Annotated in this window: 16 protein-coding genes; 6 read left to right on the top strand and 10 right to left on the bottom strand. The window is 64.9% G+C overall.

Features of this window, described 5'->3' with window-relative positions; all coding sequences use genetic code 11:
- The 3 genes from OEX18_14030 to OEX18_14020 all read right to left on the bottom strand — a co-directional run.
- Positions 1-1,011, bottom strand: a 1,011-nt coding sequence (locus OEX18_14030) for a hypothetical protein (GenBank protein ID MDH4338387.1), incomplete at its 3' end; no start/stop codon positions are given.
- Between the two features lie 304 nt (positions 1,012-1,315).
- Positions 1,316-3,622, bottom strand: a complete 2,307-nt coding sequence (locus tag OEX18_14025; protein ID MDH4338386.1) for an SBBP repeat-containing protein — start codon at positions 3,620-3,622, stop codon at positions 1,316-1,318.
- Positions 3,623-3,631: 9 nt separating this feature from the next.
- Complete coding sequence (locus OEX18_14020; protein ID MDH4338385.1) at positions 3,632-5,923, bottom strand: T9SS type A sorting domain-containing protein; 2,292 nt, start codon at positions 5,921-5,923, stop codon at positions 3,632-3,634.
- A 280-nt stretch (positions 5,924-6,203) separates the two neighbouring features.
- On the opposite strand from OEX18_14020, the gene OEX18_14015 reads away from it, so the two are divergent.
- Positions 6,204-7,148 carry an ADP-ribosylglycohydrolase family protein gene (locus OEX18_14015; protein ID MDH4338384.1) on the top strand — a complete coding sequence of 315 codons (945 nt, stop codon included), beginning with the start codon at positions 6,204-6,206 and terminating at the stop codon, positions 7,146-7,148.
- Between the two features lie 13 nt (positions 7,149-7,161).
- On the opposite strand, the gene OEX18_14010 is transcribed toward OEX18_14015, so the two are convergent.
- The 3 genes from OEX18_14010 to OEX18_14000 are packed head-to-tail and all read right to left on the bottom strand — an operon-like array spanning position 7,162 to position 10,500.
- Positions 7,162-8,661 (bottom strand): hypothetical protein, encoded by a 1,500-nt coding sequence (locus tag OEX18_14010; GenBank protein ID MDH4338383.1) that lies wholly within the window; start codon positions 8,659-8,661, stop codon positions 7,162-7,164.
- A 49-nt stretch (positions 8,662-8,710) separates the two neighbouring features.
- On the bottom strand, positions 8,711-9,784 hold the full coding sequence (locus OEX18_14005; protein MDH4338382.1) for a DUF1565 domain-containing protein: 1,074 nt from the start codon (positions 9,782-9,784) through the stop codon (positions 8,711-8,713).
- A gap of 59 nt (positions 9,785-9,843) precedes the next feature.
- Entirely contained in the window at positions 9,844-10,500 is a 657-nt protein-coding gene (locus tag OEX18_14000; GenBank protein MDH4338381.1) for a hypothetical protein, read from the bottom strand.
- A gap of 140 nt (positions 10,501-10,640) precedes the next feature.
- Between OEX18_14000 and OEX18_13995 the strand changes: the two genes are divergently transcribed.
- Positions 10,641-11,606 carry an ADP-ribosylglycohydrolase family protein gene (locus OEX18_13995; GenBank protein ID MDH4338380.1) on the top strand — a complete coding sequence of 322 codons (966 nt, stop codon included), beginning with the start codon at positions 10,641-10,643 and terminating at the stop codon, positions 11,604-11,606.
- Positions 11,607-11,873: 267 nt separating this feature from the next.
- Here OEX18_13995 and OEX18_13990 read toward each other — a convergent pair whose 3' ends face one another.
- Both OEX18_13990 and OEX18_13985 read right to left on the bottom strand, forming a co-directional pair.
- Positions 11,874-12,371, bottom strand: coding sequence for an SBBP repeat-containing protein (locus OEX18_13990; protein MDH4338379.1), 498 nt, complete (start codon positions 12,369-12,371; stop codon positions 11,874-11,876).
- 30 nt (positions 12,372-12,401) lie between these two features.
- Positions 12,402-13,472 carry a DUF1565 domain-containing protein gene (locus OEX18_13985; GenBank protein MDH4338378.1) on the bottom strand — a complete coding sequence of 357 codons (1,071 nt, stop codon included), beginning with the start codon at positions 13,470-13,472 and terminating at the stop codon, positions 12,402-12,404.
- 580 nt (positions 13,473-14,052) lie between these two features.
- On the opposite strand from OEX18_13985, the gene OEX18_13980 reads away from it, so the two are divergent.
- Positions 14,053-14,523, top strand: a complete 471-nt coding sequence (locus OEX18_13980) for a helix-turn-helix transcriptional regulator (protein ID MDH4338377.1) — start codon at positions 14,053-14,055, stop codon at positions 14,521-14,523.
- 12 nt (positions 14,524-14,535) lie between these two features.
- On the opposite strand, the gene OEX18_13975 is transcribed toward OEX18_13980, so the two are convergent.
- On the bottom strand, positions 14,536-16,824 hold the full coding sequence (locus OEX18_13975; GenBank protein MDH4338376.1) for an SBBP repeat-containing protein: 2,289 nt from the start codon (positions 16,822-16,824) through the stop codon (positions 14,536-14,538).
- Positions 16,825-17,015: 191 nt separating this feature from the next.
- On the opposite strand from OEX18_13975, the gene OEX18_13970 reads away from it, so the two are divergent.
- Both OEX18_13970 and OEX18_13965 read left to right on the top strand, forming a co-directional pair.
- Complete coding sequence (locus OEX18_13970; GenBank protein ID MDH4338375.1) at positions 17,016-17,639, top strand: metallophosphatase family protein; 624 nt, start codon at positions 17,016-17,018, stop codon at positions 17,637-17,639.
- Between the two features lie 271 nt (positions 17,640-17,910).
- Entirely contained in the window at positions 17,911-19,572 is a 1,662-nt protein-coding gene (locus OEX18_13965; GenBank protein ID MDH4338374.1) for a SulP family inorganic anion transporter, read from the top strand.
- Positions 19,573-19,722: 150 nt separating this feature from the next.
- Here OEX18_13965 and OEX18_13960 read toward each other — a convergent pair whose 3' ends face one another.
- Positions 19,723-20,646: a hypothetical protein gene (locus OEX18_13960; GenBank protein ID MDH4338373.1), complete on the bottom strand. Its 924-nt coding sequence runs from the start codon at positions 20,644-20,646 to the stop codon at positions 19,723-19,725.
- Between the two features lie 167 nt (positions 20,647-20,813).
- Between OEX18_13960 and OEX18_13955 the strand changes: the two genes are divergently transcribed.
- The coding region (locus OEX18_13955) for a hypothetical protein (GenBank protein MDH4338372.1) at positions 20,814-21,585 on the top strand (772 nt) is incomplete at its 3' end.

The raw sequence follows: 21,585 nt of genomic DNA, 5'->3' as shown, positions 1-21,585 counted from the left end.
GTCGCGATCACGCCACGGCTGCCAGCAGCCATTCACACGCGAACGTACATGCCACTTGTAGAAGACAAGGTTGTCGAGTGGCAGATCGCGGTAGACGTCGAATTCGAGCAGGAGTTGCGAGGTCGGTGTGTACCCGGTAAGCGGTATCGCCGGCGAGCGAATCTCGTTGTTGATGTAGACGGGAACTTGCTGCGTGGTTCTGGAGAATGGAACGGCAGCTTGCTCCGGGTGACCGCCGCAGACGTAAGTGCTCGGCGACCCGCTGAAGAAGCCCCACTGGTGCGTGCTATTCGTGACGAGCGGGTCCTCCTGCAGCACCGTTGCCCCATCGACCAGCGCCGCGTAGTCACCGAACGTGGGAACTGTTGTGGCGGTCCAGTGGCCGTCGACAGTGGCGGTCATGCCCACTGCTTCCGCCTCGAAGTCCTGGTAGTCAATCAGAGCGCCGTTGTCGGTGACGGCGAGCATGTCAACCATCAGGGCGCCGTCTGTCGGCCAGAGACCGTCCTGGTCCGACCATCCATCGTCGGATTCGAACTTGAAGCGGAGCTTCACGCTCCCGGCGAGGCTGTCCGCGTCTACGATGACACTGTCATAGACTGTGGCGGCCCCGGTGTAGGCCCTGAGTTCGTTCCAGCGGCCCGACTTCGACTGATACTCAACGCGGACGAAGTCGTACGACGGATCCGTGTCGTAACGGAGCCAGTAGCGCATGGTAACGTCGCCGGTTGTGGGAAGGGCCGTGGACTCGAAACCCTGCCGCCAGTGGTTGCCGTAGCCGGGGAGGGTTGCGTAGCCACACAGCTCCGGCATGGCGCCGGCGCGCGCGCCGCACCACAGCGACTTCGTGCCCTGCATGGGGGTGAAGTTGCCACCGCCCAGGCCGGCAAAATCATCGACGTGAAAGAACACGCCAATCTGTTCGGTCAGGTCAACCGTGGTCCATCCCTGGGGATCGGGGCCGCCCATACCGTCGTCGAAGGTCCATTCACCCAGGATCGTTGTATCCACCGCGGCGGCTTGCAGGGGCAAGGCGCGAGATGGAGTCGATGATGACACCCGGTGCCCGGGTGCATCCGCTGTTCGCGAGGGAGGCGGCGACTTGCGGGCAAACGAATCTGAAACGAGCAGAACCAGAAGGACGACAACTACGCAGCCGCATGCGCGAGCGCGAACCATGGGAGGCCTCCGTTTGTCACCGGGATCAAGCCCGGGAAATGTGACGACGGACGATTCGGCCAGGTCGTCCAGCACGAACCAGACCCGGAGGCGGGGGAGTCTGCGGCGGCATCGCCCGCCCCGGGTCGAGATCCTGTTACTTGATCAGAACCAGTTTCTTGCTCCGTGTCGCACCGTTCTGTTCGATACGGGCGAAGTAGATTCCCGAAGATACCGTTGCCCCGGAGTCCGTGCGGCCATGCCACTCCGTCTGGTACGCGCCCGTGGCACGCGATTCATTGTTCACCAGCGTTGCCACCCGTGCGCCGCGCGCGTCGTAGATGGCCACCGTCACGTTCCCGCGCGACGGGACCGTGTAGCTCACCGTGGTCGACGGGTTGAACGGGTTGGGGAAGTTGGAGACCGAGAGTACGTATGACCGCGGGATGTCCCCGACGCCCGTCGCGACCTTCACCCATCCGGGTGAACTCTCGTTGCCGGAGAAGTCGGTGGCGGTGACGAATGCCCAGCTGTATCCGGAACCGTTGAGGTTCATCGATGTGCCGGTGGTGTAGTCGTAGAGAACCGCGTCTCCGAAGTTCTGCGTGGGCGAGCCGTACACGGTGAAGTAGTCGAAGTCAGCGTCCGCGCATTTGTTCCATGAAACGAGCCCGATATTGCTCACGAGCCCCCCGGGGACGCCAGGCGCGAGGTTGTCGATCGAGTATCCGCTGTCGGGCGGGGAATCGTAGAAGATGTACTCGTCCGTGGTCGCGGCGCGAACAAAGAAGGTGGAATAGTGCTGTCCGAATGCGACTGTCGAGTCGGCGTCGGTGGGTGCGTCGATCAGGTAGCGGTCAGTGCCGTGAGCTGCCACGCTACCAGCGTAGACCCATCCATCATCGAGTATGCGCCGGGACGGTACACCAACCGGATCCGCAGCACTCGCCGTCTGCAGCGCATCGCTGCGGCGATAGATTTCGTACTCGACGACCGGTATCGAAGAGAGCGCGGCATCGAAAGCCGACCGGTTGAAATCGATGCGAACCCTGCGGCCCTGATCGTTGCCGATATCCGCAATGGACCGGATGACCGGTGCGGCCGGGTACGCGGCGTACCGCGCGACAAACACGTCACTGGCGCCGTTGCTGGTGAGGTCTTCGCCGCCAAAGTTCGTTGTCCCGTCGAAGTAACCGGTTACCGCCAGGTTGCCGGCGGCATCGACTGCGACCGAGCGCCCCGTTTCGACAAACGTCCCACCGGCCTGCAATACCCACTGGTATGCGCCGCCCGCGTTGGTTTTCACAACGAACACGTCGTAGGAGCCGCGGCTTGTCAGATTTCCGCCGCCGAAGCTGGCGGTGCTCTGGAAGGACCCGGTCGCGAGCACGTTGCCCCGGCTGTCAATCGCAACACCGTTGCCGGAGTCGTATGACCCGCCGCCGAAACGCTGGCTCCACAGGTGGGCCCCGCCGCTGTCGAACTTGACCAGGTAGATGTCCGCGCTGCCGGCACTAACCAGATTGGAGCCGCCGAAGTTCGCGGTATCGTAGAAGAGTCCCGTGACGACGGCGTTGCCCGCGGCGTCGACCGCGATACCCTGGCCGTAGTCGTAGGACGGGCCGCCGAAGCGGAGGCTCCACTGGTGGGTACCCGACGCGTTGTACTTGACGAGATACGCATCATCAAAGCCCGCGCTCGTCAGGTAGCTGCCGCCAAACTCCGCGGTGCCGGAGAAGTAACCCGTCACGTACGCGTTCCCCGATCCGTCCACCGCGATTCTGTTCGCGTAGTCGGTTCCGGTACCTCCGCCGCGCCTGCTCCAGAGATTCCCACCACCGGCGGTGAGGGCCAGACACACCATGTCCGTGCCGCCGGCGCTTGCGAGGATGGCGCTGCCAAAATCGACGCTCCCGGAGAAGTTTCCCGTCATGATCATGTTGCCGAAGGAATCGGTGTCGATCGCATGGCCGAAGTCGGAACCGGTCGAGCCGAAGCGGCGGCTCCATGCGTGCGCGCCGGACGGACTGTAGCGCGCCACAAAGATGTCGGCCGATCCCGCGCTCACCAGATTGCTGCCCCCCAGGCTGGCCGTCCCGTGGAAGTATCCGGTCAGGCATACGTAGCCGGTGGCGTCTACACAAACGCCCAACCCATAGTCGTCCTGGGTGCCGCCCAGGCGCTGACTCCACAGGTGCGTGCCGCTCGCGTCGAACTTGGCCAGGAAGATGTCGCGTGCGCCCGCGCTGACGAGGTTGCTGCCGCCGAAGTTCACCGTTCCGGTAAACTGGCCGGCGAGTATCACGTTGCCGGAAGCATCCATGGCCACTGAATGGCCGAAATCATCGGTTGCGCTTCCAAAGTTCCGGCTCCACAGATGAGCGGGCGCCATGCCCGACGCGGGGCCGCCCGTGGTGAGCACCAGCAGAACGATGACAGGATGGAACCACCATGTGTGTTTCATGTCCGTGCCTCACTTGAGCAGGAGAAGTTTGTAGGTCCGCGTGCCCGCGGCGTGGCTCAGTCGGGCAAAGTACACGCCCGAGCAAACGGCGCGGCCGTTGTCGTCGCGGCCATCCCATGCAGTGGTGTGCGCACCAATGTCCCGTTCCGTCGACAGGAGAGTCGCCACCCTGGCCCCGCGCGCGTCAAAAACAGACAGGGTCACGTGGCCACGCGAGGGCAGCGTGTAGCGAATTACGGTCGACGGGTTGAATGGATTGGGAAATGCGGAAAGCGAAAGCGCCGGGTTCGCCACGGTTCCCCCCGGAGTGCCGCAGCACGTCTTGACGCGTGCCGCCGGGCCTTCGTTCCCGGCCCGGTCCGTGGCGGTGATAAAGTAAAACGCGTAGGGCGATCCGCCGGTGTCGAAGGCGGTTTCGCGGGCGTAGTCGATCAAGACGGCAGATGCAAACGACTCCGTGTCGCTCCCATACACGGTGAAATGATCGAGGTCCGGGTCATCGGGTGCGACCCAGCTCAGGACGCCCTCATCATAGAGAAGAGAACCGGGAACGCCCGGTGCGAGGTTGTCGAGCGAGTAGCCGCTGTCGGGCGGCGACTCGTAGTACACCAACGGGTCCGCCGTGGCTGCGCAAATACGAAAGACCGAGTAGTGCTGTCCCCCATCGGCGGTCGAGTCGGCATCCGTCAGTGCGTCCAGCAGGTAGAACCCCGCGCCGTGGGCCGGGGCGTGGCCGGCATAAACCCAGCCGTTCGATGCCGGCGCATCCGGGTGCATTGCCGCGGGCAACGGGTCGTTGCGCCGGTAGACCTCGTAGCGGGTGATCGGCGCCGGAGAACCACTGTTGTCCATGCCCGACCTCGCAAAACGAATGCGCACCTTGCGCCCCTGGTCGTTGTCCACGTCAACGACGGACGCAATCTCCGGTTCGCGCGGAACCGCCGCAAAGCGAGCCACAAAGATCTCGGTAGTCTGGTTGCTTGTCGTCAGATCTCCGCCGCCGAAGTTCACGGATCCGGCGAAGTACCCGGAGAGCGCAATATTCTGCGACGCATCCATGGCGATGGACAGACCCAACTGGCTTGCGGCGTCACCGTAGCGATGACTCCAGATGTGATCGCCGGACCAGGAGATTGTTGTCAGGAAAGCGTCGTTGAGACCGGCGGAAACGAGACCGCCGCCGCCGAAGTCGATCGAGCCTTCGAAGTTACCCGTCAGGCATACGATGCCGTCCACCGTCGCGACGGAAGCGCTCACCTGCGTGGACGCGTCACCGTAGCGCTCGCTCCACTGGTGCAGACCACCGGGGTTGAACTTGGCGAGATATACGTCGAAGCCGCCGGCGCTGACCAGGTTGGCGCCTCCGAAGTTCACCGTGCCGCCGAATGACCCGGTCAGGTATATGAAGCTGGCGCCATCCGCCACGACCGAAGTCCCCTCGTCGTTCCAGAAGGCGTCACCAAAGCGCTGGCTCCACTGATGCGCGCCATTGGAGGCGAACTTGGCGAGGAAGATGTCATAGGAGGTCGGCGAGACGAGGTTCGCGCCGCCGAAGTTAACCGTGCCCTGCATGTCTCCCGTGATCACGACGTTGCCCGACGGGTCTGTCGCGACCGACAATCCCAGCTGATTGTCAGCGTCGCCGAAGCGCTGGCTCCACTGGTGCAGACCACCGGGGTTGAACTTGGCGAGATATACGTCGAAGCCGCCGGCGCTGACCAGGTTGGCGCCTCCAAAGTTCACCGTGCCTCCGAAGAATCCGGTCACCAGCACATTCCCCGCCGGATCCGTGGCCACCGCCCGGCATTCCTGCAGATTCGCATCGCCAAAGCGCTTGCTCCACTGATGGGTACCGGCCGGACTGAACTTGACCAGATAGCCGTCTGTCTCGCCTGCGCTTACGAGGCTCCCTCCGCCGAAATCCACCGAACCGTAGAAGCCGCCGGCCACGATGACGTTGCCGGCGGTGTCGGTTGCGAGCGAGGTGACTGACTGCGGGAGGGCGTCGCCGAAGCGCTGGCTCCACTGATGGACGCCGCTGGCGTCGAACTTGGCGAGAAAGATGTCCTCGGTACCGGCGCTGATCAGATTGCCGCCGCCCAGGTTGACGGTGCTGTAGAAAGCGCCCGCCATGTACACGTTCCCGCCGGCGTCCATCGCGACGAAAGCCGCGCGCTGGACGTTGTCGTCTCCGAAGCTGCGGCTCCACGAGTGCGATGGAACGGGCGTGAGCGCGTGTGACTGGGAAGGAAAGAGCGCGGCCAGGAAGGACAGGAACACTACCCAAAGCGAGGATCTCATGAGAACCCCTCCGTGCAGTGCGGCCCTGATAGCCAGTATCGTACGCGAGATCAGGCGGGACGAAAATGATGCAAGCGCATCATTGCGGAAGTCGGGGCGAGCGCGACCGCCTGTCCGGGCGGCAGCGGCCCACTCTGGCGCGCGTGGCATGTGCGATCCCTCCCTGGGCCCGGTTGACGGGGCCGGAACGCGGCCACAATAAAGAGACACGCCAATCCGAATCTCAGCACAAAAAACCCGTACCCCCCCGCAACCGTTCACTGTTATATAATGCCCTCCCATGAGCCCCGACGCCCCCCACGTCGACCGGGCCAAAGGCTGCCTGTTAGGGCAGTTATGCGGCGACGCCCTGGGTGCCATCGTGGAATTCGGCACCCCGGAGAACATCCGTCTGGCCCACCCCGGCGGGCTTCGCGAGATGATCGCGAGCCCCGTTTTCAACACCCTCCCCGGACAGATCACCGACGATTCCGAGATGGCGCTCGCGCTGGCGCGTTCGCTCGTTGCGACCGGGAGCTTCGATGTGGAAGCGGTGCGGGCCGCTTACGTGGCGTGGATGGACTCGGGGCCGTTCGATGTCGGCAAGACCGTCGCCGCAAGCCTGTACGGGTTTCCCAACCCGGACAGCCAGGCCAACGGCGCGCTCATGCGCATCAGCCCGCTGGGAATCTTCGGTGCGCGACACAGTCTGGACGACGTCGCGCGCTGGGCGCGCGAGGACGCCGCCATGACACACGTGCATCCCGTGTGTCCGGAGGCAAGCGCGTTGTTTGCGACTGCCATTTCCGACGCCGTGCAGACGGGCGCGCCGCAAGAGGACATCTACGCGCGCGTGCTGGAACGGGCCCACGCGGCGGGCGTGAACGAGAACTTGCTGCGCGCGGTGACAGACGCGGCCAAGGAACCGCCCGCGGACTACCTCCACAAGCAGGGCTGGGTGATGATTGCAATCCAGAATGCGTTCTGGCACTTGCTGAAAACACACTCGCTGGAGGAAGCCATTGTGGAGACCGTCATGCGCGGCGGAGACACGGACACCAACGCGGCCATCTGCGGGGCGCTGCTGGGCGCCGTTCACGGCCGCGCCGCCATCCCGCGCACCTGGGAGAAAACGGTGCTCAACTGCCGGCCCCAGGCGGGCGTCGAAGCAGTCCGGCGCCCGCGCCCGCGCACCTACTGGGCCACCGACGCGCTGGAGCTGGCGGAGCAGCTCGCGGGGAACTGAGCGCCTGCCCGGCCTACAGCGACAGACACTCCGTGTCGCTCCCCACCACACTCACACGGTAAGATGGCGCCGCGGCATCGGTGGCCGCAGGCTCGACCACCAGGCAGGGCGCAAACAGCCCGGTGAGGTCCGGCATGCCGCCGTTGTCCACCAGGTTGCGCAGTTCCTGCAGCGACGCGGCGTCGGCGAATGCGGCGAAGTGTGCAAACAGGTCGTCGGTGGTGAAGCGTACCCCGCGCGCGCGCGCCTTCTCGGCAAGCAGGCGCATGACATCGTCGAGGCTTCGCGTACCGCCCGACTCGCGCCGGATGGCGTCGTCGAGAAGCATGGCCACAATGTCCCCCCGCAGGTAGGGGAGTTTCTGCACGTCCTTGTCGTTCCAGAAATCCTCGCGGACGCGCGTGTTGGGTTCGTCGCGGGCCGGGCTTGTGGCGTACTTGGCCAGCGTCTCGCTCACCGATGCCGCGTATTGTTCCGCGTTGATTAAAGCGCCGCGGTAGCGCAGCCGCCGCGCGTAGAACTCCGTGAAGCCCTCCGAGAACCAGTACACCAGTTCCTCCGGGTCCCCCTGGCGGATGAGGATGCCGTTCCAGTCGTGGAACATCTCGTGTGCCAGCACGTTCACCATCGCATCGGAGGATCCATCCGCCAGTGCGATGGTCGCGTTGGGAGAGACGCTGAGCGAAAAGCAGTTGTTGAGGCCGGTACCGTGGATGCTGACGCCGGTCTGTTCCAACGGCCCGGTGGGGACGAGGCTGATCCAGTAGAAGTCGCGCGCGTAGTCGTTGAAGAAACCGCGCTCGGTGGCCACGATGCGCTCGCACACGTCGGCGAATTCTTCCGGCGTGAACGCCCAGTCGCGTCCAGCCACGCTGATGGTGACGGGATAACCGTGGATGGTACGCGTGATCAGGCGGACGTCGCCGGCCACGTAGAGCGCGTCGCAAAGCCCGTAGAGCGAAACCGACAGGGTGCGATCGCGCGTGCCCGCACCCCACGACGACACCACCCGCCAGCCGGCGGCGTCAAAGCCATCCCAGCCCAGATGCACCGTGCACGGCGCATCGTCATTTATGTGGGTGGGAACCAGCAGCGTCAGGTGTCCCACCGCGCGGAACAGGTGTTCGTTCACGATGGGCCGCCGGTACTCGCCGGAATCGGTCTGCGCCTGGTAGTCGTTGGCCGCGAAGGCGTAGGTCACGCGGAGTGTGGCGCCGGGTGCGTGGGTGATCACGAACCGGTACGGCGCGGGGCGCGCCACGGTGAGCGCCTCGCCGGACGCATCGACGGCCGCGAACCCGGAAATATCCACGCCGCCCGCCCGCACGCCGCCCCATTGTTCGTCCACTTCGAGCGTGGTTTCCCCGCCGGGCGCGCCGGGAATCTCCGCGTGCACACGTACGGACAGCGCCGGCACGCGCACAAGCTCGAAGCGATAGGAAAACTCGGGGGTCTGCGCCGCGGCGGGCACGGGCAGCGCGAGCAGGACAAGCAGAACGACACAGCGGAGCACGCCGGAAAAATTACCACAGGCGCGCCGCGCACGGAAGCGCGAACCAGACCTACTGCGTCACCACCGACCCGCCGCCCGTGATCAGAATGTCCACGCCGACCAGCGGCGGACTGTTGGCCCACGTGTTGCCGATGGCCATCACCGTTCCCGCGCCCGCGTGCTCCAGCGCCACTCCGGCGATGGCCGAGAAGTCGTTCTGTCCCGGGCTTGCGGCGGTGCCGAGGTCCGGCACTCCGAGTCCGGTATCAATGTAGACCCCGGGCCCGCTGAGGAAGGTGTTGCCACGGACAATCCCCGATCCGCCGGAGTGCACAACCGCGCCGGACGAGTAGCCCGTGGGGCCGTTGAACGTGTTGTCACGGATGGTGATGGTCGACGCGGCTCCAACCGACACGCCGGCGGTCGTCTGACCGATTACGTTGTTGGCGACGTCCAGGCTGTCAATACCGGCCGCGCGAACGCCGTAGTCACCCATCTCCATGGTGTTGTCGTGCACACTGACAACGCCCGAACCATCGAGAACCAGCGCGTACACCCTCGACTGAAACAGGTTGTCGTGTATGTCCACGTTCGCCCCCGCGCCCGCACCGATGCCGGCATAGGTGGCGTTGAGCAGGGTGTTGTTGTGGATCTCCATCGTCACGCCATTCACGGCGATTGCGGAGTAGAGGTTCGGGTTCGTCGCCGTGACAATGGAGAACCCGGCGATGCGCGCTCCTTCCGCCCCCACCACCACGGTCCCGGCCATGATGCCCAGCGCGTATGCGCCCTGTCCCTGGATGCGGGTGGGGGTAGCACCCCCGCCGCCACTGGCGACATCGCCCAGCAGCGTTTGCCCCTTCTTCATGGTGAGCGGAAACGTTTCGCCGTTGGCCGCGTCGTAGGTGCCGGGCGCGACATGGATGGTGATGTTGGTGTCGGCGGTGGCGAGTGCATGGCTGATGCTCGACCACGGAGAACCGGACGAACCGTCGTTGCTATCGTCCCCGGTGGCCTGGTTCACGTACCGGTCCGGGGAGGGGCCTGGTGTTGGCGGCGGCGCGACGGTGGATTCATCGTCGGAACACGCAGCAAGGGCAACAACGGAAACGGCCCAGAGCATCGAAACACGACGCAGACTCATGCGAGGCCTCCATTCAATGACGGAAGTACAGTTACCGGGGCCGGTAAGTTGGTAAAAACCTACCGGAACAGTGCTTTCACGCCGCCCCACGTCTTCGATTCCACCGGGTTGGGCGACGCGATCTGGCCGAAGGTGATGTTGTCGATGGCGATGTCATCGCTGCGCGATCCCAGGTTCTGGGTGTCAATGGCGATGATGAGAACCTGCCCCTGCAGCGCGGGGGCGAAGCTGAACGTGTCGTGCCCGGTGTTGGTGATCTGCACGTCGGTCTGGCTGAACAGCTCGGTGCCGGCGCCGTCGCGCACGCTCACCGAGTTGATGGTCCCGACCGATGAGTACGCCGCCATGTCGAAGCCGTCGAGTACCACGTTCCACAGCGCATCCGCCGTGAGCGTGATCTCCAGGTGGCCGTAGCCGTCCTGGTTCTCGAAGAGCACGTTGACAAGATCGCCGTAGCCGGCCGTCCACAGGGCGGGGAGCGCCTCCGGCAGCACGCCGTAGTCCACCACGATGTTGGGCGTGAAGCCACCCGCGGTGCCGTATTCGAAGCCGTTTTCCGGCGTCGTGGTGACGCGGTCGCCGTAGTCCTGGCTGACGGCCTCAAAGTTCAGGGCGACGGGGTCGAAGGTGAGGACGGTTGCGCGGGCGGGGAGACCCGCGAGCGCGAGGAGCAGCAGCGCGATTGGCAGCGTGCGCAAGCGTGGCGAAGGGGACATGGCGGCCACCTCGACAGTCGGGGGTTCGGGGCGCGACGGGGATCAGTAAACCATGAGTCTAGCGACACCGGTGCCCGGGGTCAACCACCCGGGTGCACGCTCCGGCGCGCGTTGGTGTAGAATAGCCGCGAGGTTTCACCATGTCGCCCGCACCGTCCTTCCTCATTCTCTCCCGCGCCCAGGGCTGCCTGCTGGGCCAGCTGTGCGGCGACGCGCTCGGCAGCGCCGCCGAGTTCCAGAAGGTCGACGACGTGCGGCGCAACCAGCCCCCGTGGCCGCGCGAGATCGTGGCGAGTCTCTCGTTTCGACCCGTCATCGGCGGCCCGACGGTTCCCGGACAGCCCACCGACGATTCCGAGATGGCGCTCGCGCTGGCCCGGGCGCTCGTGAAGCGCGGCGAGTTCGACATGGCCGTGGTGCGCGAGGCGTACCGCGCGTGGCTGACCTCGGGTCCGTTCGACTACGGACTCACCATATCCGACGCGCTCTCCGGCAAGTTCGACCCGGCCAGCGAGGCCAACGCGGCGCTGATGCGCGTGAGTCCGCTGGGGATCTTCGGCGCGCTGCACGACCTGGACAAGGTGGCGCGCTGGGCGCAGGAAGATGCCGCCATCACCCACCTCAATCCGGTCTGCGGCGATGCGAATGCGCTCTACGTGGTGGCGATTGCCGAGACGATCCGCGAAGGGCTGGAGGCGCGTAAGGTGTACGAGCGCCTCCTCGAGCGGGCAAAGGCGATGGGGGTGGACGCATCCCTGATGTGGGCCATCACGCAGGCGAAGACCGAACCCCCGCGGGACTACACCACGAACATGAGCCGGGTGCAGATTGCCCTGCACAACGCGCTATACGAGTTGCTGTACGCGAAGTCGCTCGAGGAGGGGATGGTGGAGACGGTATCGCACGGTGGCGACACGGACACCAACGGCGCCATCTGCGGCGCACTGCTGGGAGCGGTGCACGGCCTCGACGCAATCCCGCAGCAATGGCGAGAGACGGTGCTGAACTGCCGGTTGGAAGCCGGACCGGGTGTGCACTGGCCCCGGCCGCCGGCGTACTGGCCGACGGACGCGCTGGAACTGGCCGCGGAACTGGTGGGTCTGTAGTCCACCGAGCGCGTCCACGGTGCCCGCCGGCACCAGCCCGTCTTCCACCCGCCGTCCTGGTTCCTTTTTGGATGTCACTTTCCCCGTGATTCTCGGCGTTCCTTTCCGGGACGGATCGGAAGCCGGTCCGCATCCCCGTCATCGGTGCCGGCCGCCCCGAGATCTTCGTGGTGGGTGACGTCTGGGAGAAGCTCACCGGTCCGCACTTCCCGCACATGCGCGTCAAGCACGCCATGGCGAGCGGCTGGTCGACGGGGGCCAAGTCAGTCACGCTGGGCGCGGGAGCAGGTGCACTCCCGTCGTGCTGAACTTGGCGATGTAGATGTCGCTGAAGCCGACGCACGTCAGGTCGGCTCCACCGAAGTTGACGGTACTGTCGAAGTATCCGGTGAGGTACGCGTTCCCGCTGGCGTCGATGGCGAGCGATACCGCGGTCTGGGAGCCCGCGTCGCCAAAACGCTGGCTCCACAGGTGTGCGCCCGCCGAGTTGAACTTCACGAGGAAGATATCGCTGTTTCCGTACCCGGCGGCGATGAGATCCCCGCCACCGAAGTTCACGGTCCCAACGAACGGCCCCGCCATGTAGACGGCTCCGCTGGCGTCCATCGCCACCGCGTACGCCCGCTGGTGGGCGGTCTGGTCACCGAACGCGGCGCTCCAGTCGTGGGAGGGAATGACGGTGAGCGCCCGGGCGGGCGGCCCGAAGCCGGTGCCGGCGAGAAGGAGTAGAAACACCGCGGCCGAGAAGCGAATGCGGGATGCCATGGGAGGCCTCCTGTCCTTGTGAATGCGGAGCTATTGCGTCACAACCGTTCCGCCACCCGTGATGGTGTAGTCGACGCCCTCCTGCGGCGGGTCGTGCGCCCAGGTGTTTCCGATCGCCATCACCGTTCCGGTGCCCGTGTGCTTCACCGCGGGACCGGTGATGGCGGAAAAGTTGTTGCCTCCCGGGATTGCACCGGTGCCCGCATCCGGATTGCCTGCGTACTCGACATAGAGTGCTGCATTGCCGGTGAACGTATTGTTTCGGATCGTGGGCGAGCCGCTGTCGACCGAGATTGCGCCGTAGTTCCCGGTGTAGTTGAAGGAATTCTCCTCGATCGCGATCAGCGGGCCACCGCACTGTATGCACCCGGTGCCGTTGTTCATCGTGTTGTTCCGCACAGTAAGATCAGCGGCCCCGTAGGCACGTATGGTGAAGTATCCGCCCGCGATGTTGTCCCGCAGCTCGACCACCCCGGCGCTCTCTGCCCACACCCCGTAGTACGGCGTCTGGAAGATGTTCTCGTGGATGTCCAGGTCGGCGCCGTTACCGCCGATAACACCGACGTACATGGGGTTGAGAAACGTGTTGTGGTCTATCTCCATCCGGACGCCATCCGCCAGGATACCGCCGTACCCCAGTGCATGCGTGTCATTGTCGAATGAGAAACCCGCAATATGTGTGTCATCGGCTCCAATGACGGCGGTTCCTTCCATCATGCCAAGCGTGTACGCCGCTTCGCCCTGGATCAGGGTGGGCGTCGTTCCCGCGCCCTTGTTCGCCACGTCACCGATGAGCCGCTGCCCCTCCTTCATGGTGATGGGGAATGTCTCGCCGCTTGCGGTGTTGTAGGTTCCGGGCGCAACCCGGATCGTGATCATGCTGTCCGCGGTGGCGACGGCATGGCTGATGGTCTTCCAGGGGGACCCCGCCGAGCCACTGTTGGCGTCGCTCCCGGTGGCCTGGTTGACGTAGCGGTCATTGGTCGGTGGGACTGGTGCCGGTGCCACCGTGGAATCGTCGGAGCATGCCGCGATGGTCATCATCGCGGCGGTCAGAAAAAGAATAGAAACACGGCTGGTCCACAAGGCGCGCGGTTTCATGGCGCCTCCTCTTTGCTGGACGTACGGCCGCATCCCAAGGGGGTTGGATACGTATGGCCAGGTCACACGGGGTGACCCACACTATTATGACCGAGGAATCAAACCCTCGTCACGCGGCGGTCACCGAATGATGCAAATGCATCATGTACACCGCGTTCGTGCCGATGCGTCGGCACGAGTATCATATCTACCGAGTTCATCGCATTGACGATGATCCAAAATTCTTCATGCTTAGCGGTGCACTCCCTGATGTTCTTGACCTCGATTGCGTAGAATTCGAAGCACGCATTAGGTAGCGAACTCACAAAGATACCCCTGCCAACTGTGGTATAGCGAAAGCCACGGTCCCCTATTGACAAGTGGTACCTCCAGAGGTAACATTACGTCTTGTGGGGAAGGTGCGGCGGGGGAACTACGTGTTTGTCACATGGACTGGCGATCATACGCCACGTCATGTTCATGTGTACCGAAAGGGCCGACTGGTCCTGAAGTGGGACCTCCAGAACGGCCTTCCCATGAAGGGAAAGCCAACTGCCAAGATCCTTCGGTTGATTCGCGAATTGGACGAAGAGGGTCTGCTGTGAAGATTCGGACCGTCAGCTACAACAACCGCAAGAAGGCCTTCGAGGTGCGGATGGGGAGCCGGACCTACGTGTACCCTTACGGTCAGACCGAGAAGGGCCCGAAGACCGGGGATCTCGTCCGCGAGGTTCATGTGGACGAGGAGCTCGGGCGCGAGGGGTTCACATACGTCCTCGAGTCGGGCCGGGAGGGGACTATCCATGCCGAGCAGGTGCTGGACTACAATGAGGATCCCGAGTACCTGCGCGACGCCATCATCTACAGACTCACCCTGGAGGCGCAGAACCGCCTCAAGGCCAGCCCCCTCAGCAGGCGCGAGATCATTCGGCGCCTGGGTACCTCGGCCACGCAGTTCTACCGGCTCGTTGACCAGACCAACACCCGCAAGTCCTTCGGTCAACTCCTCGCGCTCCTCCACATCCTCGACTGCGAAGTGGACCTGGTGATCCGCAAGCGGAAGTCGGCCTAGAACGGCTCGCCGCTATTTGAGCAGCACCATTTTCTTCGTGCGAACCAGGCCCGCGTGCTCGATGCGCGCAAAGTACACGCCGGAACTCGCGGCCACGCTGGCGTCCGTGCGCCCGTTCCATTCCATTCGGTACGCACCCGCTTCGCGACTCTCGTTCTCCACCAGTGTCGCCACCCGCGCTCCGCGCGCGTCATAGATGGCCACGGTCACGTTGCCACGCGAAGGCACCGTGTAGCTCACCGTGGTGCGGGGGTTGAACGGGTTGGGGTAGTTGGACACCGAGAGCACGTATGACTGCGGCGTTCCGCCCACACCGGAGGCGGTGTTCACCTTCACCGGCAAGCCCTCGTTGCCCGAGAAGTCCGTCGCGGTGACGAAGTAGTAGACCCAGGGCGACGCGGTCACATCCATGCCGGTGCCGATGGTGTAGTCCACGATCGTGGCTGAACCGAAGTCATCCACGTTAGCGCCGTAGACCGTGAAGTAGTCGAAGTCCGCCGCGGGCGATTCGTTCCACGAGAGCACGCCACTGTTGTAGAGCAGACCTCCGGGCACACCCGGTGCGAGGTTGTCGATCGAATACCCGCTGTCGGCCGGCGAATCGAAGTACACCGTGGGCACATTTGTGGCGGCACGGATGAGAAACGTGGAGTAGTACTGGCCCAGCGCCTGCGTGGAGTCTCCGATCGTGGGCACATCGATTCCGTAGGTGCTGTTGCCGAACGCATCCACCCAGCCGACCTGCGTCCAGCCGTCCTCGAGGAGCACGCGCTCACCCGGTGCCACCGCGGCCGGCGGTGCGTCGTCGCGCCGGAAGGCTGCATAGCGGGTGACCGGCGTACCCGCGAGTGCGTCGTCTGCGCCCGAGCGTTCGAAGCGGATCTTCACCTTGCCGCCCTGGTCGTTGCCGATGTCCGCGATACTGGTGATCACGGGTTCGAGGGGATTGCCGGCGTAGCGGGTGACGAGGATGTCACCGGAGCCCGCGCTCACCAGCGGCCCGCCCCCGAAATCCACCGTCCCCCCGAAGTCCCCGGTGAGCAGCACGTTGCCGGACGCGGTGGTCGCAAGAGAGCGTCCGTTGTCCGGGCCGTTGCTCCCGAAACGCCTGCTCCAGCGGTGGGTCCCGGTGGGTCCGTACCGGGCGATGACGATGTCGTAGTCGCCGGCACTCACCAGTGGCCCGCCCCCGAAATCCACCGTCCCCCGGAAGATCCCGGTCATGAACACGTTGCCGGAGGCGTCGGTGGCGACCGAGTTCCCGGAGTCGCTGCTCGTGCCTCCAAACCGCCGGCTCCAGAGGTGGGTCCCGGTGGGGCTGTACCCGGCGAGGACGATGTCGTTGGAGCCGGCGCTCACCAGCGGCCCGCCCCCGAAGTCCACCGTCCCTGAAAAATGCCCTGTCACGAACACGTTGCCGGAGGCGTCGGTGGCAACCGACCTCCCGACGTCACTGCCGCCGTTCCCAAAGGTCTGGCTCCAGAGGTGCGCTCCCAAGGGGCTGTACTTGGCGACGAAGATGTCGTTGAAGCCGGCGCTCAGCACCGGTCCGCCCCCGAAGTCTGCGACGCTCCAGAAGGACCCGGTCACGAACACGTTGCCAGAGGCGTCGGTGGCAACCGAGTTTCCATCGTCGAAGTTCGTACCCCCAAAGGCCTGGCTCCAGAGGTGCGTTCCGGTGGGGCTGTACTTGGCGACGAAGATGTCGCTGAAGCCGTTGCTCACCAGCGGCCCGCCTCCGAAGTCCACCACCTCGCTGAAGTGCCCCGTCACGATCACGTTGCCGGAGGCGTCGGTGGCCACGGCGTAACCCATGTCGTCATCGAAATCTCCAAAGCCCTGGCTCCAGAGGTGCGTCCCGTCGGGGCCGTACTTGGCGACGAAGATATCGTAGCCGCCCGCACTCACTAGTGGCCCGCCCCCGAAATTCACCGTCCCGTCGAAGTACCCCGTCATGAACACGTTACCCGAGGCATCGGTGGCAACCGAGATTCCGCTCTCGAAGCCCGGATCTCCGAAGGCCTGGCTCCACAGGTATGTGCCGGCGGCGTCGTACTTGACCAGGAAGACGTCGGTGAGGCCGGCGCTCATCACCGGGCCGTCCCCGAAATCCACTGTTCCCTCGAAGGCCCCCGTGAAGTACACGTTGCCGGATGCGTCGGTGGCGATCCCGAATCCGCTGTCGTTGTCCGTACCGCCGAGACGCTGGCTCCACAGGTGCGCGGGTGTGGCCGCGGCAGCCGGTGGCACTTGCGGTGCAAGGAGCAGGATGCAAAGCAAGGGCAGGGCGAATCGTTTCATGGGGTCGTCCTCCGGGCTGGAAGGGGGCTGTTGGCAAGTGAGTAGCGCATGGAGCAGCCACGACGTCCAACGCAGCTGCGCGCCCCGAGATTGCTTATTGTACCATACTCTCGGGATCCCACACGTAGAGACGTTCCACGTGGCCGCGCTCGAACTCCACGCGGCGCTGGCGGGAGCGTAGGAGGCACGGTGTGCTGTTTGGAATTCTCTCCGATATTCACGACGCGATAGCACCGCTCAACAACGCCCTGGCGAAGTTTCGGGAGGCGGGCGTTGAGCAGGTGGTCACGCTGGGTGATGCCTTCGAGACGTTTCGGCGCGGGGAAGCGGGTGGGGACGTGGCGCGCATTCTCCGCGACGCGGGAGCAGTGGGCGTGTGGGGCAACCACGACATCGGCCTGAGCCACGAGGTGTCAGACGAGATCCGCAATGAGGCCGAACCGGATCTGCTCGAGTTTGCGTCCCGGTTGGAGCCCCATCTCGTCCTGGAGAACTGCCGATTCAGCCATATCGAACCCTGGCGTGACCCCACGAGTATTCCGGACCTGTGGCATATCGGTGAAATGTCCGACTTGCTGAGCCGGGCTCCCCGTTGCTTCAGCGCTGTGCCCGAGGCGTTTCTGTTCATGGGCCACTATCACCGGTGGCTCATCGCGGGCTCCGACGGAACCGTCATCCCGGAGGTCGAGCGGCCGCTGCTGCTCACCTCGGCCGCCCGCTACCTGGTGGTGACGGGCGCGGTGAAACACGGGTGGTGCGCCACCTTCGACTCGATCACCGCGGAGCTCACACCGATCCGCTGCGAACGAGAGTGACCTGTCACCCCTCGCGCGACGCTTGGAGCGACGAGCAGTCTCGTTGCGCCCGGCGCGGGTGTGATCACAACCGGGTACCGTTCGGGACGCGCCGCGGTGAGGGGCGTACCGGCGCACGAGTTCAAGGCGGTAGGAGAGCTCGGGGGTTTGCGCAGCGGCGAGCACGGGGAGGGCGAGGAAGTTGGCGAGGAATCCGGATTGTGCCACACTGGGTGCCTGGCAGCCGGTGTAAGAGAGCAGGGAGCGCCAGGCAAGCCGCAGGAGAAGGCACATGAACGTGAAAAATACCCGGCCGCCCGGCACGGGGGAACCACGTTTCGACATCATTGCAGGGCTCGTGGCCGCGGCCGTCGTGCTGCCCAAGGCCATGGCATACGCGACCGTCGCCGGCCTGCCGGTGCAGGTGGGTCTGTACACCGCGTTCGTGCCGATGCTGGTTTACGCCTTGCTCGGCACTTCGCGCGTCCTCAGCGTCAGCTCCACCACGACGTTGGCAATTCTGTGCGGCACCCAGCTGGGTATCGCGGTGCCGGACGGCGACCCGGCCAAGCTCGTCACGGCCACCGCCACGCTGACCGCGCTGGTTGGCATGATGTTGCTGGCGGCACGGCTGCTGCGGTTCGGTTTCGTGGCCAACTTCATCTCCTCCCCGGTGCTAACCGGCTTCAAGGCAGGCATTGGCGTCGTGATCGTGTTCGACCAGATGCCGAAGGTGCTCGGGGTACACTTTGCCAAGCATGGGTTCATGCACGACCTGTACTCCCTCGCGCACGCGCTGCCCGATGCTTCGCCGGTCACGCTGGCCGTGGGCGCCGTGACCTTTGCCGTGCTGATCGTGATGGAGCGGCGGTGGCCGCGTTCCCCGGCGCCGCTGGTCGCGGTGGGCGGCGCCATCGCCGCCTCGTGGTTCTTCGGCCTGCAAGCACGCGGTGTCTCAACGGTTGGCCTGATCCCACCAGGCTTCCCGCGGCTGACACTTCCGGACCTGCAACTGGTCGCAACACTGGCGCCTGGTGCCATCGGCATCGCGCTGATGAGCTTTGCGGAGACCATTGCCGCCGGACGCGCGTTTGCGCGGACAGACGATCCGCCGGTCGAGGCGAACCGCGAGCTGGTGGCCACCGGTGCGGGCAACGTCGTTGGCGCGCTGTTCGGTTCCATGCCAGCCGGTGGCGGCACGTCGCAGACCGCACTGGTGAGGTCCGTCGGGGGGCGTTCGCAAGTGGCTTCGATGGTCACCGCCGGCGTCGCGCTGGGGACGATGCTGTTGCTCGCGCCGGTCCTCGGCCTGATGCCAAACGCGACGCTCGCCGCGATCGTGATCGCCTATTCCATTCCCCTGATCAGGCCGGGGGAGTTCCACGCAATCCGGCAGGTGCGCAAGATGGAGTTCCGGTGGGCGATCGCGGCGGCACTGGGCGTACTGTTGTTCGGTACGCTGCAGGGCATCGTGGTGGCGATCATCCTGTCGCTGATCGGGCTGTCCAGCCGGGCGGCGAATCCGCGCGTCAGTGTGATCGGGCGCAAGCGCGGCGCCGACGTGCTACGGCCGCTCTCGCCCCGGCATCCGGACGACGAGACCTTTGACGGCCTGCTGATCCTGCGGCCGGAGGGCAGCATCTTCTTTGTCAACGCGGGCAGGGTGGGCGAGAAGATAAACGAGCTGGTTGCCAGGTACTCGCCGCGCGTGGTCGCGCTGGACCTGAGCCGCGTCGCCGACCTGGAGTACTCCGCGCTGGAGGCGCTGATGGCAGCCGAGCATCGGGCAACCGAGCGCGGCACGGTGGTGTGGCTGTGCGCCCTCAACCCGGGCGTGCTGGAGGTGGTGCGCAACGCGGGCTTCGACCAGCGCCTGGGCAAGGAGCGCCTGTTGTTCAACGCGCGCGCGGTGATCGACCGTTACCAGGCGATGCAGTGGAAGGCTGGCGCGTGACGGTTGCCCGACGGCTGCTACTTGCCGCGGCCGAAAGGCCCGTACGGCGTACGTGAAGACCAAGAAGATCTTCGACTAGAAACACGAACGCACGGTGAGGATGGCCTCACCGTGCGTTTGCTTCCTCAGTCCCGCGCGGACGCGCGCCGGCTACTCCAGATACGCGTTGATCGCCCCACCGGTGACGGTGAGCGTGCCGACCGCAGTGCCGATTGGCTGGAACGTCCCGCTGAAGGAAGCGACCAGCCGGTTCGCATCGAATGTCGAAATGGTCACGCTGCCGACATCCGCACCGACGCCGCCATACCACGAATCGGTTGTGCCGACGTGCGTGATCGTCATCCCCATCTGCGACGGAATCCCGTAGGTGTTTCCCGCCGAGACCAGCGTGGAAGTCACGAGTGTGACCGAGTACTCCGTGTTGTTGGCGTTGACGCTGAACACGCCCGCGCCGGGATGCAGGCCCACGATGGTCGCCGCGTTCCACGGCTGGCCGCCGATGTTCGCAATGGCGGTGCTACCAACCCCGCTGGGGAGCGGTGGCAGACCGGTGTCGATGGTGATGTCGAACTTGCCATTGGTCACCACGCGCGATGCGGGAACAATGCCGGGCAGAATACCGTCGGAAGTAAAGTTGAACGTCCCCGCGATGCGCTTGTCGGTGCGCGCGGTCACGGTGACAAAACCCGCGTGACCGTTCAGTGGTGTCATCCAGATGTCCGGGGCCATGAGCACCGATCCGGTTCCGCCGGGGTTGGTGCCGGTGTTAACGCCCAGCGGTTGCGTGGCGGGTCCGATGAAGAACGAGATGATGAGCGTGAGCCCGACGCCGGTTGAGGTCTGAAATCCTGAGATGGCCAGCGTGCCCTGGCGCGTCGCGGGCGTATTGCCGGTGACCTGGATGGTGCCCACGTCGGCCTTGAACGGCTGGCCATCCACGGTGGCCGTAAACGAATTTCCGCCACCTCCGATGGGGCCACCACCACCGCCGGGTCCGGCGGGGCTGTCCGATCCTCCACAACCCACTGCGAGCAATGCAACCAGGAGCAATGCGAGTCCAGAAAACCGTTTCATGCGGCACCTTCCCTTGAGTAAGTGGCACTTCGCCAAGCCGCGAATGATACTCCACTCGCAAACGGCTTTCAACGGGGTGCGCGCCATGCCAAACTTATCGTTAACTTGAGACCACTTTCCAACCCGGAGGCCTAATAGCGGTGGTCGTTAACAGGAGGTAACCCGCGATGCGCGCGATGGCATGCATCCTGATCCTCGTAGTGGCCTCTCCTTGTCTTGCATCCACCTGGGACCTGGCGGCCGACTGGAGCGACCTGTCGAATCCCAACGGCCCGTGGACGTATCGGGAGGGCAGCAATGCCCTGCCCGGCGTTGCTGCGTGGCAGGAGTTGGGCCTGGGGTTTCCTCAGCCGGCATGGGCGGTTGGCGAAGCGGCGCCCGCGGAGTATCTGCCGGCGTGGTTCAAGGCGGTCATGGATCCCGACCCGGTGGTTGAGTGGTTCATGGGGGATGTTGTTGTGCACACCACGGATCCCGCGAACGGTCCCAGCCAGGGAGACGCCAACGTCATATGGACAAGTCCCGTCGCGGGCTCGGTCGACATTGCCGGGTCTGCCTGGTTGACGCGGGACATCGGCCGCGCGGTCGATTGGTCGCCGCTGCATAACGGCTCGCTACTGACCGTCGGCAGTCTCTATTCCGGGGATCCTTTCACGCGCAGCAGCCCGATGAATTTCGCCGCCGGGACGGGGGGGGCGGGCGTAATTGCCGGCATCCCGGTTCAGATTGGCGACGTGATCGAACTGCGTCTCGATACCACGTCGCCCAACACGCTCGGGGACCTCATCGGCATCAACCTGACCATCAGCGAGGTGCCCACGGGTATTAATGATAGCCCCGTACCCGCGCGTTTCGTTCTTCACGATCCCGTGCCCAACCCGTTCAATCCCTCGATGACGATCACGTTCGACGTGCCCGAGGGCGGCGACAATGTCACCG

The sequence above is a fragment of the Candidatus Krumholzibacteriia bacterium genome (assembly GCA_029865265.1).
Classification (GTDB): Bacteria; Krumholzibacteriota; Krumholzibacteriia; order WVZY01; family JAKEHA01; genus JAKEHA01.
Note: the sequence above shows the minus strand (reverse complement) of the source record. Positions and strands in the feature narration are given on the sequence as shown.

Excerpts from the sequence above, each read along its gene's own strand:
- OEX18_14025 (MDH4338386.1), bottom strand. The coding sequence starts at position 3,622 with ATGAAACACACATGGTGGTTCCATCCTGTCATCGTTCTGCTGGTGCTC.
- OEX18_14020 (MDH4338385.1), bottom strand. The coding sequence starts at position 5,923 with ATGAGATCCTCGCTTTGGGTAGTGTTCCTGTCCTTCCTGGCCGCGCTC.
- OEX18_14015 (MDH4338384.1), top strand. The coding sequence starts at position 6,204 with ATGAGCCCCGACGCCCCCCACGTCGACCGGGCCAAAGGCTGCCTGTTA.
- OEX18_14005 (MDH4338382.1), bottom strand. The coding sequence starts at position 9,784 with ATGAGTCTGCGTCGTGTTTCGATGCTCTGGGCCGTTTCCGTTGTTGCC.
- OEX18_14000 (MDH4338381.1), bottom strand. The coding sequence starts at position 10,500 with ATGTCCCCTTCGCCACGCTTGCGCACGCTGCCAATCGCGCTGCTGCTC.
- OEX18_13995 (MDH4338380.1), top strand. The coding sequence starts at position 10,641 with ATGTCGCCCGCACCGTCCTTCCTCATTCTCTCCCGCGCCCAGGGCTGC.
- OEX18_13990 (MDH4338379.1), bottom strand. The coding sequence starts at position 12,371 with ATGGCATCCCGCATTCGCTTCTCGGCCGCGGTGTTTCTACTCCTTCTC.
- OEX18_13985 (MDH4338378.1), bottom strand. The coding sequence starts at position 13,472 with ATGAAACCGCGCGCCTTGTGGACCAGCCGTGTTTCTATTCTTTTTCTG.
- OEX18_13975 (MDH4338376.1), bottom strand. The coding sequence starts at position 16,824 with ATGAAACGATTCGCCCTGCCCTTGCTTTGCATCCTGCTCCTTGCACCG.
- OEX18_13965 (MDH4338374.1), top strand. The coding sequence starts at position 17,911 with ATGAACGTGAAAAATACCCGGCCGCCCGGCACGGGGGAACCACGTTTC.
- OEX18_13960 (MDH4338373.1), bottom strand. The coding sequence starts at position 20,646 with ATGAAACGGTTTTCTGGACTCGCATTGCTCCTGGTTGCATTGCTCGCA.